The sequence below is a fragment of the Rhizobium sp. YS-1r genome (genome assembly GCF_000757525.1).
Classification (GTDB): domain Bacteria; phylum Pseudomonadota; class Alphaproteobacteria; order Rhizobiales; family Rhizobiaceae; genus Neorhizobium; species Neorhizobium petrolearium.
In genome coordinates, this window is record NZ_JPYQ01000056.1 from 8,211 (window position 1) to 24,829 (window position 16,619).

Genomic DNA, 16,619 nt, shown 5'->3' on the forward strand with positions numbered 1-16,619 from the left:
CCCTCCGCCACTCCCTGAGAGGAATTGGAATGGCCGCACCACTGCCGGCGCGGCCATTCCCCGTTCCAGAACTCCAGACTTTGCCCGATTTTTTTGCCGGTGCATCGGTAAAGGGCACCGTGGCCGCAAAAACGGCATCGGTTGAAAGTCCACGAACTCCACCAATCCGGAACATCACAGTTTTGTGAAAACCTTGAATAGCACCGGCGCAATGATACCGCCGTACAAAAGACATAAAAAAGCCATATTTCGCTAAGGTCTACACGCCTAAGGCGCAATTCCTTACCATCCTTTTTATCATTTTGTTTTTCCAGACAATATTACCTTTCCAGAATGTAACCTAATCGGTTTATGCAGGGCGTCTGCGCAAAAATTAGCGCACTTAGCACTTTTAACGCGTATAAGAAGAATCGGATTTTTATCGTCAATGTTTCATTGACAGCAGTCGCCAAAATGGGGGGCTTTCAGATCGAACCGATCGGTCCGATATCATGGGTGCAAACAACAAAACTCTCATTTGAATTTTATGACGCTGAAAGGACATGACAATGAAGATCATTGCTTCCACCATTGCAGCTACTCTGATCGCTTCGGCTTCGTTTGCCGGTGCTGCTTTTGCTGGCAATGGCGACTACCATGAAGGCGTTTGGCCCGATCAAACGGTCCAGTCGGCCCACCAGATACAGTCCGACGGTTACGGTTATCCCGGTTCGATCTCCCGCGCCTATGGCGTCGACCAGCAGGGCGGCTGGGTGTTGGCAGAGGCAAGCCCGGATCGGGGCGACTATTACGAGGGCATCAACCGCCCGAACTGACTGCAGTTCATTCAAGACATCGAACAATGCCGCCGGCAAGGTCGCAAACTCAACGCCGGCGGACAACTCTGAAAGGATAAGACAATGACGAAGATCGCTTCTGCGTTCGCAGCCGTTCTCATCGCATCGGCTTCCTTTGCAAGCGTCGCTCTCGCCGGCGAGGGGGACTATTATGAGGGCCTTGACCGTAATGGCACCAGGGCCGCTCCTTCAACCGCTCCTTCCCGGGTCGACCGCTTCAGCACCGGCAGCATTACGAACAGCCGAACCTATTCGACCGGCATCGATTCCCGCCAGAGCACCGGCGACCTCCAGGCCCCTCCTGAGAGGGGCGACTACTATCCGGGCATCGTTCGCCCGGAATAAGGCCTTCCGACAGTCAGGGTTTGAAACGTGAGTGAAACCTGACTTCTGCGAAGGCCCCTGTGCCGCCGCCATCCGGGGACGTTCCCCCTGCCCCTGCCCCGGATGGCGGTTTGGCCTGTCATACATACGCAAATGCCAGCCACAGAGCGGCTGGCATTTGCAGTTCATTCAAGACACCGATCGGAAAACGGGTCGCAATCGTCTTCCGGTAAAGTGACAGCCGGACTCTGAAACCGGTTGTCGACTTCAAGATTAGGTGAAGCCCTCCAGCGAATCAATCACGAATAAATCCGCAAACCGTGATTTCCGGGCGGTTTTCCGTGGAAAATACTCACGTTTTCCGGGTCATCGCACCGGAAATCTGCAGCCTTTCCGTGTCGGTTTGTTGGAACGATCTCCCTCTCCATCGATTTGTACCTTCGTACGAGGCGATGCCGATATCGCTTCGCAATATGATGGGACCATGGAAAGGACAGGAAATGAAGACCTATCTGACCTCCGGTATTGTAGCTGCCCTCGTCGCTTCAGCAGCTTTCGTCGGTCCTGCCGGTGCCCAGGACTATGGCCAAGACTATAGCCAGGATTATATGATGACGGCTCCGCCCCAGGGCGACGCCCCGAACCTTGACGATACCTCCGTTGACAGAATGCCTACCGGCAGCATTCAGCCCGTCCGCCCCTGGGTAAGCAACGAAGGTGCGGATACGGACATAGATAATTCCCAGGATAGCGGCGATTTTTACAACGGCGTTATCCGTCCGCAGGACTAAGCATTTGATTCAAGATACCGAGCTCCGCGCAGGTCGCAGCCTTTGCGCGGAGTTCCCATAATGATAAAGCCGGTTTGAGACCGGCTTTATCATTATGGGTCGCGGTCCTGCCGCTCCCGCCGACAGCAATGCGTCCTCCAGGCCTCCTGTCCGCAACAAGGGTCGTGCGCTTCCTCGCCGATTGGCACGACATGCGTGGCAATCCTTCATGCGCCACGCCTTCGGTCCGTTAACGATGCTGAATTCCTGATGAACCGGTCTCTCAGGACGCGTTCAGTCTCCCGCCATTATCCTGCCTGCATTGGATCGGGAGTAGGCCATGTTCGTTCTTGCACGCCGCTTGACCATCGTGACGCTGATCATGACGATTTTCGCATTGTCCTTTGCCGCGCTTGTCGCGGAGCCGGGGCGCAGGGACCTGCGCGTGCATCTGGGCACGACGGCCCCGTGCTATCACTCCGCAACGCAGAACTGCGTCAAGGCGCTCTGACGGTAAACCGCGAAGAAGATCATGCGATCAACCATCGGCGAGCGCGTGACGTCGTTTGATTGTCAACGAGTTCCCACTATAATGGCGCATGAACACACGAATCTTTTCCATCTCCCCCCTTTCCTTCATCAGCCCGAGCCCGGCCGAACCGCGCGTTTTCGACAATGCCGTCGCGGCGGTCGATGCGCTCACCGAGCTCTATGAGCGCAATACGCGCTTCCTGATCGATGCATTCGATGCGCTCGCCAGGGGCGCGCCGGTGACCGGACGCTACCGCGCCTTCTATCCCCAGGTCAGAATCGAGACGACCTCCTTCGGGCACGCGGACTCCCGCCTCTCTTATGGGCATGTGGCCGCGCCCGGGATCTACACGACCACCATCACGCGTCCGAAGCTCTTCCGGCATTATCTCAAGGAACAGCTGGACCTCCTGATGCGCAACCATAGCGTTCCGGTCATCGTTTCGGAATCGGCGACACCTATCCCGCTGCATTTCGCCTTCGGCGAAAACGCCCATGTGGAGGCATCGGCAACCAGTTCGCTCGCCGACATCTCGCTGCGCGACATCTTCGACACGCCGGACCTCACCAACACCGACGACCTGATCGCCAATGGCGAATACGAGGCTCTGCCGGGAGAACCGGCGCCGCTTGCGCCCTTTACAGCGCAACGCATCGACTATTCACTCGCACGGCTGAGCCACTACACGGCAACCAATGCCGACCATTTCCAGAACTTCGTTCTCTTCACGAACTATCAGTTCTACATCGACGAGTTCGCCGCCTGGGCGCGCAAGCTGATGGCGGACGGGGGTGAGGGCTACACGGCCTTCGTCGAACCGGGCAACATCATCACGCCCGCCGGCAGCCACAAGCCGGAAACGGACGTAGTCGTACGCCTGCCGCAGATGCCAGCCTATCACCTGAAGAAGAAAGGGCATGCCGGGATCACGCTCGTCAATATCGGTGTCGGCCCCTCGAATGCCAAGACGATCACCGACCATATCGCTGTCCTTCGACCGCATGCCTGGCTGATGGTCGGCCATTGCGCCGGCTTGCGCAACAGTCAGCGGCTCGGCGACTACGTGCTCGCACACGCATACGTACGCGAAGACCACGTGCTCGACGACGACCTGCCGGTCTGGGTGCCGATCCCGGCGCTGGCCGAGGTGCAGCAGGCGCTGGAAAGCGCGGTCGAGGAAGTGACCGGCTACAAGGGTTTCGAGCTGAAGCGCATCATGCGGACCGGCACGGTCGCAACGATCGACAACCGCAACTGGGAACTGCGCGACCAGCGCGGCCCGGTGAAGCGGCTTTCACAATCGCGTGCCATCGCGCTCGACATGGAATCGGCAACGATCGCCGCGAACGGTTTCCGCTTCCGCGTGCCTTATGGGACGCTACTATGCGTCTCCGACCGGCCGCTGCATGGTGAACTGAAACTGCCCGGCATGGCGACGGCCTTCTACCGAACCCAGGTCAGCCAGCATCTGCAGATCGGCATACGCGCGGTACAAAAGCTCGCCGCCATGCCGATCGAGAGGCTGCATTCACGCAAGCTGAGAAGCTTCTACGAAACGGCGTTTCAGTGATGTTGTAAGCGAGGACGCCTTGGTGTATGATTTTTGAAATTCATACACATGAGATGGCTATGCGCACCAATATCGAAATCGATGACGCCTTGATCGCAGAGGCTATGGAATTGAGCGGCTTGCCGACGAAGAAAGCTGTTGTCGAAAAGGCGTTGCAGGACTTTGTCAGCCACCATAGCCGCAAGAAAGCGTGGGAGGAACTACGCGGGATGGGATGGGAAGGCGATCTCGACGCTATGCGTCGGGGCTGGAGTCCCGACACGGATGGTCATAAAGATGCTGCAGAATGATCGTTGTCGATAGCTCGGTTTGGATAGCCAGGCTCCGCAACATTGCAACAGCACAGACGGAAAAATTCGACGCATTGTCGGATATGAACGTGATCCTTCTGGGCGACATTATCCTGATGGAAGTGCTGCAAGGTACACAAAACGATCAACATGCCGCCAATGTTCGAAAACGCCTGGAGAAATTTGGCGTCATTACAATATTTTCACCGGATCTTGCCGTGAAGGCGGCAAGAAACTACCGACTGCTCAGAGCCCGTGGGAAAACCTTGAGCAAGACGGCCGACCTCATCATCGGCACTTACTGCATTGAGCATGGCCATAGCCTTTTGCATGCGGACAAGGACTTCCTGCCGATGGCAGAGCATCTAGGTCTGCAGATCGCCTGATCACCCAGTTTTCTTGGGTCTCGCCGCAAACAGCGACAGCGCCGTGCCGACGAGCGAGGAGACGATCACCAGAAGGTGGGTATTGACCGCGGCCCGGCCGAGCTCTTCCAGAGCCTCCCTGCCGGCATCGGCGCCGAAGGCGAGCGCGCCGGCCGTGATGCCGGCCGGATAGGTGCCGACGCCTGCCGGCGCATGCACCGGCAGCACGGAGGAAAGCTCGCCGCCGAGCGCACCGCCGAAGCCGGCGGCGATGGGCAAATCACCCAGAAGGCCCAGCACCCAGGCCAGCACAGCGATCTTCGTAAACCAGTTGATCAGCGTCGCGCCCCAGGCACGGGCAAAAGCCCAGGCATCGAACGGCAGGCCGGCTTCCACCTCTTCAACCAGTTTCTCTGCCCTGCTCGGCAGAAATTTCGCGGCCAATCGGAAAACCGGCTTGCGGATCGCAAAAGCCGCAGCCGGCAGGATCAGAAACAAGAGCCAGAGCCCCCAGGTCCAAGCCTTGCCGGTCTCAAGAGCGAACCCGGTGCCCGCGGCGGCCAAGAGCGCATGCAGGTCAAAAAGGCGCATGACGAAGAGCGCCGAGGTGCCGCGCGCCAGCGGCAGGCCGAACTCCCGCTTCATCAACAGCGGAAAGCTTGCCTCGCCGGTGCGGAACGGCAGCATGACATTTAAAAGGTTGTGGACCTGCACGAGCCTTAGAAGCGTGCCGAAATGCCCGCCGGTCTCCTTCGGGAAATAGTCGTAGATGCGCCAGGTGCGCAGCACATAGGTGCATAAAAGCAAGGCCAGAGCGATGAGGGCGGAAGTCCAGCCGGCGCCGTTCCAGAGCGACACGACGCCCTGCCAGCCCCAGACCCACTGGATGAACGCGGCATAGACAACGATGATCGCAACGGTTCCTAGCGTCATGGCGTGGCGAATTATCCATGCTCGGCGACTGGCAACCGGATAATTCTTCATATAGTAGGGTGCCCCATGTAAAAGTTCCGGGTTCCGGCAGCCTGACAGCATGCCGCGTCAAGCCCGAGGTTCTAGGAGAAACACAAGGTGCGTACAACAGCAGAGTCGGTCACAAGCCGCATCGAGGCGGCCGAACCGATCGAACTGTCCCTCGTCGTGCCGCTCTTCAACGAAGAGGAAAGCGTCGGACCGCTGATCGAGCGGATCGCAGCGGCAATGACCAGTTATCCCGCAAGCTGGGAGCTCATTCTCGTCGACGACGGCAGCACGGATGCGACGATCGCCAATGCGAAGAGCGCATTGAACCGCCCCGGCCTCGACCTGAAGATCGTGGCCCTGCAGCGCAATTTCGGCCAGACGGCAGCCATGCAGGCGGGCATCAACCAGGCACAGGGCCGGCTGATCGCCACGCTCGACGGCGACCTGCAGAACGATCCCAAGGATATTCCGGGGATGGTGGCCGAACTGGAGCGGCGCGAACTCGACCTGCTCGTCGGCTGGCGCAAGAACCGCCAGGACGGGCTTCTCCTGCGAAAAATCCCCTCCTGGATTGCAAACCGGCTGATCGGCCGCATTACCGGCGTACGCCTGCACGACTATGGCTGCAGCCTGAAGATCTATCGCGGCTCCGTCATCAAGCAGGTCAAGCTGATGGGCGAAATGCACCGGTTCATCCCCGCCTGGGTGGCTGGCGTCGTGCCGAGTTCGCGGATTGGCGAAATGCCGGTGACCCACCATGCGCGCCAGCACGGCGCCTCGAAATATGGCATTTCCCGCACGTTCCGGGTGATCCTCGACCTGCTCTCGGTGATGTTCTTCATGCGCTTCAAGGCGCGGCCGGGACATTTCTTCGGCTCGGTCGGCCTCGGCCTAGGCGCGCTGTCGGGCATCATCCTCGCCTATCTGTTCATCGACAAGTTCATCATGGGCAATGATATCGGCACGCGACCGCTGTTCATGATCGGCGTGATGCTGTTCCTATCGGCGGTACAGATGATCACCACCGGCATCCTCGCCGAGATGATCGCCCGTACCTACTACCGCGAAGACACGGCGGTCAGCTACATCATCAGGGAAGTCTATGAGGGCGATCAAGCGCATCAGTGACGCGCTTGCCCGCCGTCCCGACCTTATCCTCTGGCTGATCGCGGCCTATTACGTGCTCGCGATCGGCTTTCGGGTGCTGCGTTCCGAGGCGCTTGAAAGCGACGAAGCGGAACAGCTCTACCAGTCGCAATTCTTCCTGATGGGTTACGGGCGACAGCCTCCCCTCTACAACTGGCTGCAATACGGCGTCATCCAGCTTATCGGTCCGTCCATCTTTGCGATCTCGCTGGTCAAGAACCTGCTCCTCTTCTTCTGCTGCGTTCTCTACGGGTTCGCGGCCCGGCTGGTGCTGAAGGACCAGCGGCTCACGGCGATTGCGATGCTCGGGGTGATCGCCCTGCCGGCGGTCAGCATCCTCGCCCAGCGGGACCTGACCCACGCCGTAGCAACGCTCTTTGCCGTCGCGCTGTTCCTTTACGCCTTTCTTCGCACCCTGACACGCCCGAGCCTCGGCAACTATCTGCTCACCGGCGCGGCGGTCGGCATCGGCCTCATTGCCAAGTATAATTTCGTCATCGTGCCCGTCGCGGCGATCCTGGCGACCTTACCCGAACCCGATTTGCGCAAGCGCGTCTTCGACTGGCGTCTTATTCCGGCGCTTATCGTTGCAGCCCTCATATGTCTGCCGCACGGGCTCTGGGTGCTCGGCAATTTCACCGAGGCGACGGCAGGTACGATCAAGGTCATGCGGGACGACGCCACCGGGAATGCCGTCACTGATCGCCTCACCGGCCTCGGAACGCTGGTCATCTCGGTCCTGGGCGGCACGCTGCCGATCCTGGCCTTTTTCCTCATCGCCTTCCGCCGCCCGCTGCTCTCGACATGGCGGGCGACAAGCCCATGGACCCGCGTCATCGGCCGGACGATCTTCCTTTCGCTGATCTCAGTGGGGCTCATCGGCCTTGGCCTCGGCGCGACGACGATCAGCGAAAAGTGGCTCTCGCCCTTCCTGCTTCTCTTGCCGCTTTATCTCTGCCTGAAACTCGATGCAGCCGGCGCGGACACGACCGACGCGATTCCGCGGATGTTTCTTCCCGTTGCGGCCCTGGCGCTGGGATTCATCGCCTATATCTCGCTCGGCAACATGATAGGGCCACGCTTCGGCCAATATACCAAGGAGAATTTTCCGTCGGGTCCGTTCATCCGGGAGGTTCTGACGGAACAGCCCGGCACGAAGCCTGCCTATGTGATCGCCGATGATTCCTCCCTCGCCGCCAGCGCGCGGCTGGAACTGCCGGATGCGCGCGTATTGCTGCCGAGTTTCGAACAGACGCCGCCTCTGGACGAGGCCGAGAAAATTCTGCCGGGGCTTGTCATCTGGCGCGCGGTCCAAGGCAGTGGTGAAATTCCCGCCTATCTCAAGGCCTATATCGCCGGACAGGGAGGCGTGCCGGAAAATCTCTCACCTGCAACGCTGGCAGTCCCCTATCTGTTTTCCAACGGCCGGGACAGCGTGCTTTTCGGCTATGCCTGGGTGGGCGGAGCATCGCTTGATTCAACTTCATTCCGGAGAGACTAAGTGGGACCAGACCATGCGGAGACGGTAAGAGACGATGCAGTTCCCGGTAGCCGCGCCCTGCTGATCGTGCTCGCCGGCTATTTCCTGTTGAACTTTATCGTGCGGATGGCGCTGCCGCATTCTCTGGAGTTGGACGAGGCCGAACAGTCCTATTTTTCTCAATGGCTGCTGGCGGGATACAGTTCCCAACCGCCCCTCTACAACTGGCTGCAATATGCGGTCGTGCAAGTCTTCGGCCTTTCGCTGGTCACGCTGTCGCTGCTCAAGAACCTCCTGCTGTTTGCCTCCTACGGGTTCTATTGGCTGGCGGCGCGGCAGGTCCTGCGCGACAGGCAGCTTGCCGCCGTCGCGGCCCTCGGCTTGCTCACCATTCCGCAAGTGGCGTTCGAGGCACAACGCGACCTCAGCCACACGGTCGCGACCATCTTCGCCGCCTCACTGTTCCTCTACTGCTTCTTCCGGGCGCTCAACCGGCCCTCGATCGCCTCCTTCATCCTGCTCGGCATCGCCACGGGCATCGGCGGGATCGCCAAATACAATTTCATCGTATTGCCGATTGCGGCCTTCGCGGCGATCCTCAGCGATCGGCAATGGCGTTCGCGCCTTCTCGACTGGCGGGTCCTGCTTGCCGGCGCCGTGGCATTGCTGATCGTCTTGCCGCATGCGTTGTGGCTCGTCGATCATTTCGAGGCGACCAGCGGCCACACGATGCGCAAGCTTGTGGGCGACGACACCAATCCCATCGTTGCGATGTTGGAGGGCTTCGGTTCGCTTGCGCTTGCCTCGCTCGGTTTCGGCGCACTGACGACGGTCATCTTCGCAGCGGCCTATCGCGAGCGGCTGCGCGAGGTGATCCGGGCTCGAAACGACAGCACACGGCTTGTCGGCCGAATCCTGCTTTTCTCGCTCGCGTTGATCGTCCTGCTCATCCTGTTTGCCGGTGTCGAAAGAGTAAAGGACCGCTGGCTCACACCGATTCTGATCGTGCTACCGCTTTATTTCGTGGTGAAGATCGATGCCGCGGCGATCGGCCTGCAACCCGGCGTCAGGCGGATATGGGGAGTGGCTTTGGTTATCATGGCCCTCATCCCATCAATCCTCTTCGGCCGGGCTGCCGTGGCTCCGATCACCGGCACCTATCAATATTCCAATTATCCCTTTCAGGCGTTTTCGGAGGAAATCCGGCCGCTTACGGACACCGCTCCGACCCTGATCGTCGCGTCCGACGGGCAGTTTGCCGGAAACATGCGGTTCAATTTCCCCTCCACGCCGGTCACGACGCTCTCCACCCCGACCGATATCCGCTCGCTGCCGATGCCGCCCCACCGGCGCATCCTGTTCGTCTGGCGCAATTCCGACGGCAGCATGCCATCCGGCTTTCCCGCGGGCTTCGCGCAATATCTGCAGGAACGTGGCCTCGCCGGCACGGTGCCGCAAGCCAGGATCACCGCCCTTCCCTACAATAACGGGCGACCGGACGACCGATACCGGTTCGCGTACGCGGTGGTCGATATTCCCGGATAAGATCTATTCCCTCACCGTATCGCGCAGGTGATCGAGCGCGGCACGGAGCTTTTCGACCACCTCGTCGATCTCCAAGCGGCTGATGGTCAACGCCGGCGAGGCTAGCATGCGGTCGCCGGTGGCGCGCATGATGAGGCCGTTCTCGACGCAATGATTGCGGACCGTCGCACCGATATCGTCGGGTTTCGCATACCGCCGTCTTACCGCCTTGTCGGCCGCAAGCTGCAAGCCGCCGATCAGCCCGACGCTTTCGGCCTGCCCCACCACGTCATGATCTTCGAGGCTCTTCCAGGCCTCGGCGAAATACGGGCCAATGTCGTCGCGCACGCGCTCCACCAGCCCCTCCTCCTCGATGATGCGGATGTTCTCAAGCGCGGCAGCCGCCGAAACCGGATGACCGGAATAGGTGAAGCCATGGTAGAAATCGCCGAGTTCATTGACCATGACATCGGCGACCCGGTCGCTCACCAGCACGCCGCCGATCGGCAGGTAACCGGAGGAGAGACCTTTGGCGATCGGCGCGAGATCCGGCTCGACCCCGTAGTATTGGTGTCCGAACCAGGCGCCGAGACGACCAAAGCCGCAGATCACTTCGTCGACGACCAACAGGACATTGCGCGCCTTGCAGATACGGGCGATTTCCGGCCAATAGGTCTCGGGCGGAATGATGACGCCACCCGCTCCCTGGATCGGCTCGGCGACGAAGGCAGCAACGCGGTCCTCGCCGAGCTCGTCGATCTTTTCTTCCAGCTCACGGGCGACTTTCAGGCCGAATTCGGCAGGCGACAGATCGCCGCCTTCCGCATACCAATAGGGCTGGCCGATATGATGGATGCCCTCGATCGGCAGGTTGCCCTGCTCGTGCATCAGCTTCATGCCGCCGAGCGAAGCGCCCGCCACCGTCGAGCCGTGATAGCCGTTCTTTCTCGCAATGACCTCAGTCTTCTCCGGCTTTCCCAAGACTTTCCAATAGACCCGCGCCATGCGGAACCATGTATCGGTCGCTTCAGAGCCGGAATTGGTGAAGAAGACGCGCTTCAGCTTCTCGCCCGCATGCGAGGCGATCTTCTGGGCGAGCAGGGTCGCGGGCGGCGTCGTCGTGCCGAAAAACGTGTTGTAATAAGGCAGTTCCTGCATCTGCCGATAGGCAGCATCGGCGATCGATCTGCGGCCGTAGCCGACATTGACACACCACAGCCCGGCGAAGGCATCGAGATATTTCTTGCCGTTCGAGTCGTAGATATAGACGCCCTCGGCCCGCTCGATGATGCGCGTGCCCCTGGCGTTCAGTTCCTTCATGTCCGAAAACGGATGCAGATGGTGAGCGGCGTCGATCGTGGCGAGATTGGAAAGTGCAGGCCTGTCGTTCATGGGTATCTCTCTGCCTCAGATTGTGCCTCCGATTCTTATCGGCTACGAACGAAGCTCCGCAACACCCTTCAAAAGATATTCCCATGGCTGCAGAGACCGCCCCGCCCCATATCGAAATCCTCCTCGTCGGCATGAACGGCGATCTGCGCGGCAAACGCATCCCTGCGACCATGGAAAAGAAGATCTGGGACGGCGCCGTGCGTCTGCCGACCTCCACCCAGTCACTCGACATCTGGGGCGACGATAATGACGATATCACCGGCCTGTCGCTGACGATCGGCGACCCGGACGGCAACTGCATTCCTGATCAGCGCAGCCTGGTGCCTATGCCATGGGCGCCGGAGGGCTCCAGGCAGGTGCTTTCGACCATGCACGAGCTCACCGGCGAGCCGAGCTTCATGGACCCGCGCGGCATTCTCGCCTCTCTCCTGAAACGCTACGAAGAGCGCGGCCTCACGCCGGTGGTGGCGACCGAGCTCGAATTCTACGTGGTGCAGGACGACTGGCGCGAGACGGGAAAACCCCGGCCACCGGAGAAGCTGATGTATCGCGGCGAGCCGAACGGTTTCCAGCTCTACGACATGAGCGCCGTCGATGCGCTGGACGACTACCTGCAGACGGTCAGGACCTGGGCGAAGGCACAGGATCTGCCGGCGGACGCGACCACTGCCGAATTCGGTCCGGGCCAGTTCGAGATCAATCTTCTGCATCGCGCAGACGCGCTGGCGGCGGCCGACGACTGCATCTATCTGAAGCGCATCGCCGAGCAGGCGGCGATGAAGCACGGGCTCAAGTCCACCTGCATGGCGAAACCCTATGCGGATCAGGCGGGCTCCGGCCTGCATGTGCATGCGAGCATCGTCGATCGCGATGGCAACAATGTTCTGGATGCCAGGGGCGGCGATCCGGCGCGGCTGAAATCGGTCTCGGCCGGGATGCTGAACACCATGCGCGACGCGCAACTGATCTTCGCGCCGTTTGCCAATTCCTACCGCCGTTTCCAGCCGGGCTCGTTCGCGCCGGTCGATATCGACTGGGGTTTCGGGCATCGGGGAACCGCGATCCGCATTCCCGACAGGGATGGCCCGGCCGCCCGCATCGAGCATCGCGTCGCCGGCGCCGACGCCAATCCCTACCTGCTTCTGACGGCCATCCTCGGGGGCATGCTCATCGGGCTCGACGAAACGCTCGATCCCGGCCCTTCGACCGAACCCGGCAAGGAGCCGCCGGCAGGCACAAAAAGGCTGACGCACGATTTCTTGACCGCAGTGGAGGATTTTTCTGCGTCGCCCTTCATCAAGGACATCTTTGGCGAGCGCTACCAGAAGCTCTACGGCGATACCAAGCGCAAGGAAGCGATCACCTTCCTGCGCACCGTCAGCGACTTCGACTACCGGACCTATCTGCCGCGGATTTGAATCCTCAGTCCTCGGGTGATGCCAGGCAAGGATCGAGCATGATCCGCCGCGCGCCAAATCGTGCATAGCCGCCCGCGAAAAGGACGGGATCACCAATGTTGCGCCCTTCCTTGCTGTAGGTGACGCACATGACCTGAACGTCCTTCTCGTCACACATCACCAGGTATGCCAAAGTTCCGTCCCAATCCACCGCAACGAGCCTGCCGCTGATCGTCAGCGTGATGCGGTCGTCGGTCGGCGGCGCGTGATCGATCCAGTGTTTTATGGTCTCGCAGGTCGCAGGCCGGTCTGCATAGCCTTCGCCCATCCTGAACGGCCCATCCGGGTCTATCATCGTCTCCGCGAACGAAGCGGGAGGCAATCCGAACAGGAGCAGGGCGGCAATAGCGGCTCTGGCCGGAGCTTTACGGCACGACGAAAAAAACAAGCAGTTACTCCTTGATTGATCCCTTCGACTACCGATGCCGATTCGCGCAAATTTGAGGCCGACATCGGAGCGGCGTTTGCCACCGTTCCCGGCCATGCACAGCTTTGCCGGCGGCCACCCCAGAGGATCCGGTTTTCTTCCGGGAGACGGCAGCGTTATCCACATTCTCCAAGCCCAAACTTGCTGATATATTGGTCATTATTTCTATGTCGCACATAGTCCCCAGGGGTTGACGGGAAACCGGTTACACAATCTTTCTGCGGCGACCGGCGAAATAGGGTTGTCAGCCTTCCGGTGCGCTTTGCCCGGACGGCATCAGGGGACGTCGCATGGTGCAGGCAGGTGCATTTTTGAGAGTTTGCCGGATCGTGACGATCACGGTGTCGATGCTGTTGTGCGGAGCATCCGGCTCCCTCGCGCAGGAGAAACCGCTGACGCTGATCCTTCAGCAGAGCCAGAACGAGGCCGATATCAAGCGTGTCCTGGATATCGCCGCGCAGACCGGCCGTCCGGTGAGCGTGCAGGTCGAGAATGCGGAAGACGATCAGAAGGCCGGTTCCGCCGGACCGGCCATGGAACCCTCGCCGGAAATGGTCGCGACGAACATGGGCATGGCCTCCTGGGACACGCTTTCGAGCGCTGTGGTGCGGGGTTTCACGATCGCCGTTTCGGGGTTTTCCGGCTTTTCCACGGTGCTGGGCATGACCCGGAGCAACCTTGCTGCCGAGGGAAGCAATTACGGATGGCCCCTGTTCGTCGCCTTGCTGGCTATTGCCGCCGGCAGTGCCGCGGTAATGCTGTTGCGCTTCCTGGCCGCGAGTATCCTGCCTCGCAGGCATGAATCGCTAAGCGTTGCCGGAAAATTCCGGCGAGCGGCGTTGCGGGCGCTCGCCGATCTTCTTTCCATCGCCGTTTTCCTTGCATTAGCCAGATTTGTCCTGCTTGCGATGCTTGACCACGGCTCGATTTCCCTGCGCATCGCGAGGGGCGCGGTCACGGCCGTGCTGATTTCGACCATCTACGTCACGCTTGGCCGCTTCCTCTTCAAACCCACCGCGGCGAGCGATCCCCTCGTCAATATCGAGGGACCGAACTGGCATTTCCGAATGCTCGTCGCCTATGGGCTGATCGGCGCCGTCTTCGCAGAGACCATTCGCCTGTCGGTTTCGCTCGGGCTGAACACGGGCACCATGGAAGGGTGGCTCCTGATCGGCAATACGGCGCTTGCGATATTGAAGCTCGTCTGGTTCATCGGCGGACGGAAAGGTATTCGCGATGCGTTCATCGGCGCCAATCCGGGCTTCATCCGGCGCCTGGTCGGCAATCTTCTGCCGGACTTCTACGCATTGACGGCGGTGCTGATATGGATCACCGGCCTTATGGTCGCGGGCACGCCGGACAGCGCCCGCTGGAGTTTCGCGGCCGGGGCCACGCAAGTCCTCCTGCTGATCCTGCCGATCCTGGCGATGGGCGCCTATACGATCATGGACGAGTTTACCCGTCAGCATGAGCAGGCCGACGGCGCCGGACTATTGTCGTCGTTGTTGGCAAGCCTCCGGGTCGTCGTTTCCGGCGCAATCTGGATCGGCGGACTGCACTTGATCACGGCGTTGTGGCGCCCGCTGATGGCGGGAGAGGCGGCCGTCCTTGCCACCGACTGGATCGTCTGGCTCGAGCGCTTCAGCTTTGCCGTGGTGGCAAGCTGGGCCGTCTGCACGCTGATCTGGAAATATTTCGATTCGATCTCCCCATCCACGCAGATCGCGCTTCCGGGCCAGGAGGACGATCATGGCGAGAAGAAGATGACGAGCCGGTTGTCGACGGCCCTGCCCGTCGTCCGCAACCTGGCGCTCGGTGCCGTGCTTGCCGTTGGCGCCCTCCTGATCCTCAGCTCGCTCGGAATCGATGTCGCACCGCTTCTGGCCGGTTTTGGCGTCCTCGGCCTGGCGCTGTCCTTCGGTTCGCAGGCGCTGGTCAAGGATATCGTATCAGGCATCTTCTTCATCGCAGACGACGCCTTCCGTATCGGAGAATACATAGACACGGGCAAGCTGAAGGGCACCGTGGAGCAGATCACGGTGCGATCCATCCGATTGCGGCACCATAACGGGCCTATCCACACAATCCCGTTCGGACAGATCAGCTCCGTCACCAATTACAGCCGGGACTGGGGCACGATCAAGTTCGAGCTGCGCTTCGATCGCGAAGCCAACACCGAGACCATCCGGAAAGTGGCGAAGAAGGTGGGCCTGGCGATGCTCGAAGATCCGGAATTCGGGCCGGAATTCCTCGTTCCGCTCAAGATGCAAGGTGTCCAGGACATCACCGAAACGTCCATGATCGTCCGCTTCAAGTTCACCTCCCGTCCCGGAAATCCGAGCCTCATCAAGAGAGAAGGCATGAAACGGCTGATCGCCGCCTTCAAGGAGGCCGGCCTGGAATTTGCCTCGAATGCCGTGACGGTCCGGTCCAATGCAGCCAATCCGGCAGAAGCCGCCGCCGCCGCGCTCGCGCAGCAACCTGCCCCGGCTCCGGTCGTGGCGGCATAAGCCTCAGATACCGCTTCCTTGCTGCTCCACCTCCCCGCGGGGCAGAGGTTCATTGACCAGCACCTTCAGCTCGCCCGCATGGATTTTCAGGCGCACGTCGCGGTCCATCGGCAGAAGCTCGCCGTCGATGACGCAGCGGATATCATGGCGCTCGCGCGGGAAATGCAACTCCACCTCGGTCGCGGTCATGGCGGTGATGGCGACGTTCTCCTTGAACCGGCCGCGCAGGATATCGAAGGTGAGGCGCGCCACACCGGCGGGCTTCAGCGGGTCGGCGATATAAAAGCCGAGATGGCCGCGGGTGAGGTTGTCTGCATACATCAGCGGATCGGGACCAAATTCGTTATTGGACACCGAGATGGCCGAAACCTTGCGATGGCCAGTCTTGCCCTCGGCCTTGAACTCAACTTCGAACTCCGGCGGATTGAACATCACGCCGACTGCCGCCCGCACGCTCGCCCGCATCTTGCCCAGCCTGGAGCCAAAGGTCATGGAATTGCGGTAGCGCACCATGCGCGCGTGCATGCCGGCGGAGAACTGATGCACGAAACTTCTTCCGTTGGCGCTGGCAATATCGATATTTTCAGGCGTCGCGGCGGCCAGGGCATCGAGCGCCTGCCAGATATCGAGTGGCAGTTTCAGCGAGCGGGCGAAGAGATTCATTGTGCCCGCCGGCACCACCCCGAGCGCAATCCCGCTTCTCCAGGCAATGCCCGCCGCCGCGGAGATCGTGCCGTCGCCGCCGCCGGCGATCAGGCCCTCGATACCCGGCGTGGCCGCTGCCTTCTCCATAGTCTCCACAACTCTGTCGCCGGAGACCACATGGCATTCAATGTCGTGTCCCGCTCCTTCAAAAGTCCGGAGCGCATGGGCGCAGTATGCGTCCATATCGGTGGTTCGGAAGGTACCGCCATCGCGGTTGAAGACGGCAAACAGATTCATCTCATATCCTGGGCCGGGATCGGCGGCGGAACAACGGATCACCGAAGAAATGGTTGCGGACAAGAGGTTTATCAACACCACGCCGCCTCTC

Annotated in this window: 17 protein-coding genes; 12 read left to right on the forward strand and 5 right to left on the reverse strand. The window is 60.6% G+C overall.

The window, feature by feature from the left end; translation table 11 throughout:
* Positions 1–235, reverse strand: a 235-nt coding sequence (locus JL39_RS32315) for a hypothetical protein (RefSeq protein WP_210165754.1), incomplete at its 3' end; no start/stop codon positions are given.
* Positions 236–548: 313 nt separating this feature from the next.
* On the opposite strand from JL39_RS32315, the gene JL39_RS25550 reads away from it, so the two are divergent.
* From JL39_RS25550 to JL39_RS25575, 7 genes are all read left to right on the forward strand, one after another.
* Entirely contained in the window at positions 549–815 is a 267-nt protein-coding gene (locus JL39_RS25550; RefSeq protein ID WP_081953037.1) for a hypothetical protein, read from the forward strand.
* An 84-nt stretch (positions 816–899) separates the two neighbouring features.
* A complete protein-coding gene (locus JL39_RS25555; protein WP_037157406.1) occupies positions 900–1,181 on the forward strand; it encodes a hypothetical protein in 282 nt (93 codons plus the stop codon).
* Between the two features lie 479 nt (positions 1,182–1,660).
* Positions 1,661–1,951 (forward strand): hypothetical protein, encoded by a 291-nt coding sequence (locus JL39_RS25560; RefSeq protein ID WP_037157408.1) that lies wholly within the window; start codon positions 1,661–1,663, stop codon positions 1,949–1,951.
* Between the two features lie 319 nt (positions 1,952–2,270).
* On the forward strand, positions 2,271–2,441 hold the full coding sequence (locus JL39_RS32020) for a hypothetical protein (protein WP_161784803.1): 171 nt from the start codon (positions 2,271–2,273) through the stop codon (positions 2,439–2,441).
* An 88-nt stretch (positions 2,442–2,529) separates the two neighbouring features.
* The gene (gene amn, locus JL39_RS25565) at positions 2,530–4,032 is read left to right on the forward strand and encodes an AMP nucleosidase (RefSeq protein WP_037157410.1); all 1,503 of its coding nucleotides are present in this window, start codon (positions 2,530–2,532) and stop codon (positions 4,030–4,032) included.
* Positions 4,033–4,091: 59 nt separating this feature from the next.
* Positions 4,092–4,322, forward strand: a complete 231-nt coding sequence (locus JL39_RS25570) for a type II toxin-antitoxin system VapB family antitoxin (protein WP_037159635.1) — start codon at positions 4,092–4,094, stop codon at positions 4,320–4,322.
* Positions 4,319–4,708 (forward strand): PIN domain nuclease, encoded by a 390-nt coding sequence (locus JL39_RS25575; RefSeq protein ID WP_037157414.1) that lies wholly within the window; start codon positions 4,319–4,321, stop codon positions 4,706–4,708. The genes JL39_RS25570 and JL39_RS25575 overlap by 4 nt, the downstream gene beginning before the upstream one ends.
* Here the strand turns inward: JL39_RS25575 and JL39_RS25580 are convergent, their stop codons facing one another.
* Positions 4,709–5,671: a lysylphosphatidylglycerol synthase transmembrane domain-containing protein gene (locus tag JL39_RS25580; RefSeq protein WP_037157416.1), complete on the reverse strand. Its 963-nt coding sequence runs from the start codon at positions 5,669–5,671 to the stop codon at positions 4,709–4,711.
* Between the two features lie 87 nt (positions 5,672–5,758).
* On the opposite strand from JL39_RS25580, the gene JL39_RS25585 reads away from it, so the two are divergent.
* Genes JL39_RS25585 through JL39_RS25595 form a run of 3 tightly spaced genes read left to right on the forward strand, consistent with a single transcriptional unit; the run spans position 5,759 to position 9,821 of the window.
* Positions 5,759–6,778 carry a glycosyltransferase family 2 protein gene (locus tag JL39_RS25585; protein ID WP_037157419.1) on the forward strand — a complete coding sequence of 340 codons (1,020 nt, stop codon included), beginning with the start codon at positions 5,759–5,761 and terminating at the stop codon, positions 6,776–6,778.
* A complete protein-coding gene (locus JL39_RS25590) occupies positions 6,753–8,297 on the forward strand; it encodes a glycosyltransferase family 39 protein (RefSeq protein ID WP_052183114.1) in 1,545 nt (514 codons plus the stop codon). The genes JL39_RS25585 and JL39_RS25590 overlap by 26 nt, the downstream gene beginning before the upstream one ends.
* On the forward strand, positions 8,298–9,821 hold the full coding sequence (locus JL39_RS25595; protein WP_052183115.1) for a glycosyltransferase family 39 protein: 1,524 nt from the start codon (positions 8,298–8,300) through the stop codon (positions 9,819–9,821).
* Between the two features lie 3 nt (positions 9,822–9,824).
* Here the strand turns inward: JL39_RS25595 and JL39_RS25600 are convergent, their stop codons facing one another.
* Positions 9,825–11,192, reverse strand: coding sequence for an aspartate aminotransferase family protein (locus JL39_RS25600; protein WP_037157422.1), 1,368 nt, complete (start codon positions 11,190–11,192; stop codon positions 9,825–9,827).
* A gap of 83 nt (positions 11,193–11,275) precedes the next feature.
* On the opposite strand from JL39_RS25600, the gene JL39_RS25605 reads away from it, so the two are divergent.
* A complete protein-coding gene (locus JL39_RS25605; RefSeq protein ID WP_037157425.1) occupies positions 11,276–12,610 on the forward strand; it encodes a glutamine synthetase family protein in 1,335 nt (444 codons plus the stop codon).
* 4 nt (positions 12,611–12,614) lie between these two features.
* Here the strand turns inward: JL39_RS25605 and JL39_RS31835 are convergent, their stop codons facing one another.
* Entirely contained in the window at positions 12,615–13,133 is a 519-nt protein-coding gene (locus tag JL39_RS31835) for a hypothetical protein (RefSeq protein ID WP_152601276.1), read from the reverse strand.
* A gap of 233 nt (positions 13,134–13,366) precedes the next feature.
* Here JL39_RS31835 and JL39_RS30645 point away from each other — a divergent pair, with 233 nt between their 5' ends.
* Positions 13,367–15,586, forward strand: coding sequence for a mechanosensitive ion channel family protein (locus JL39_RS30645; protein ID WP_052183117.1), 2,220 nt, complete (start codon positions 13,367–13,369; stop codon positions 15,584–15,586).
* Between the two features lie 3 nt (positions 15,587–15,589).
* On the opposite strand, the gene JL39_RS25620 is transcribed toward JL39_RS30645, so the two are convergent.
* Positions 15,590–16,528 carry a diacylglycerol kinase family protein gene (locus tag JL39_RS25620; RefSeq protein WP_037157428.1) on the reverse strand — a complete coding sequence of 313 codons (939 nt, stop codon included), beginning with the start codon at positions 16,526–16,528 and terminating at the stop codon, positions 15,590–15,592.
* Positions 16,529–16,619: the final 91 nt, after the last annotated feature.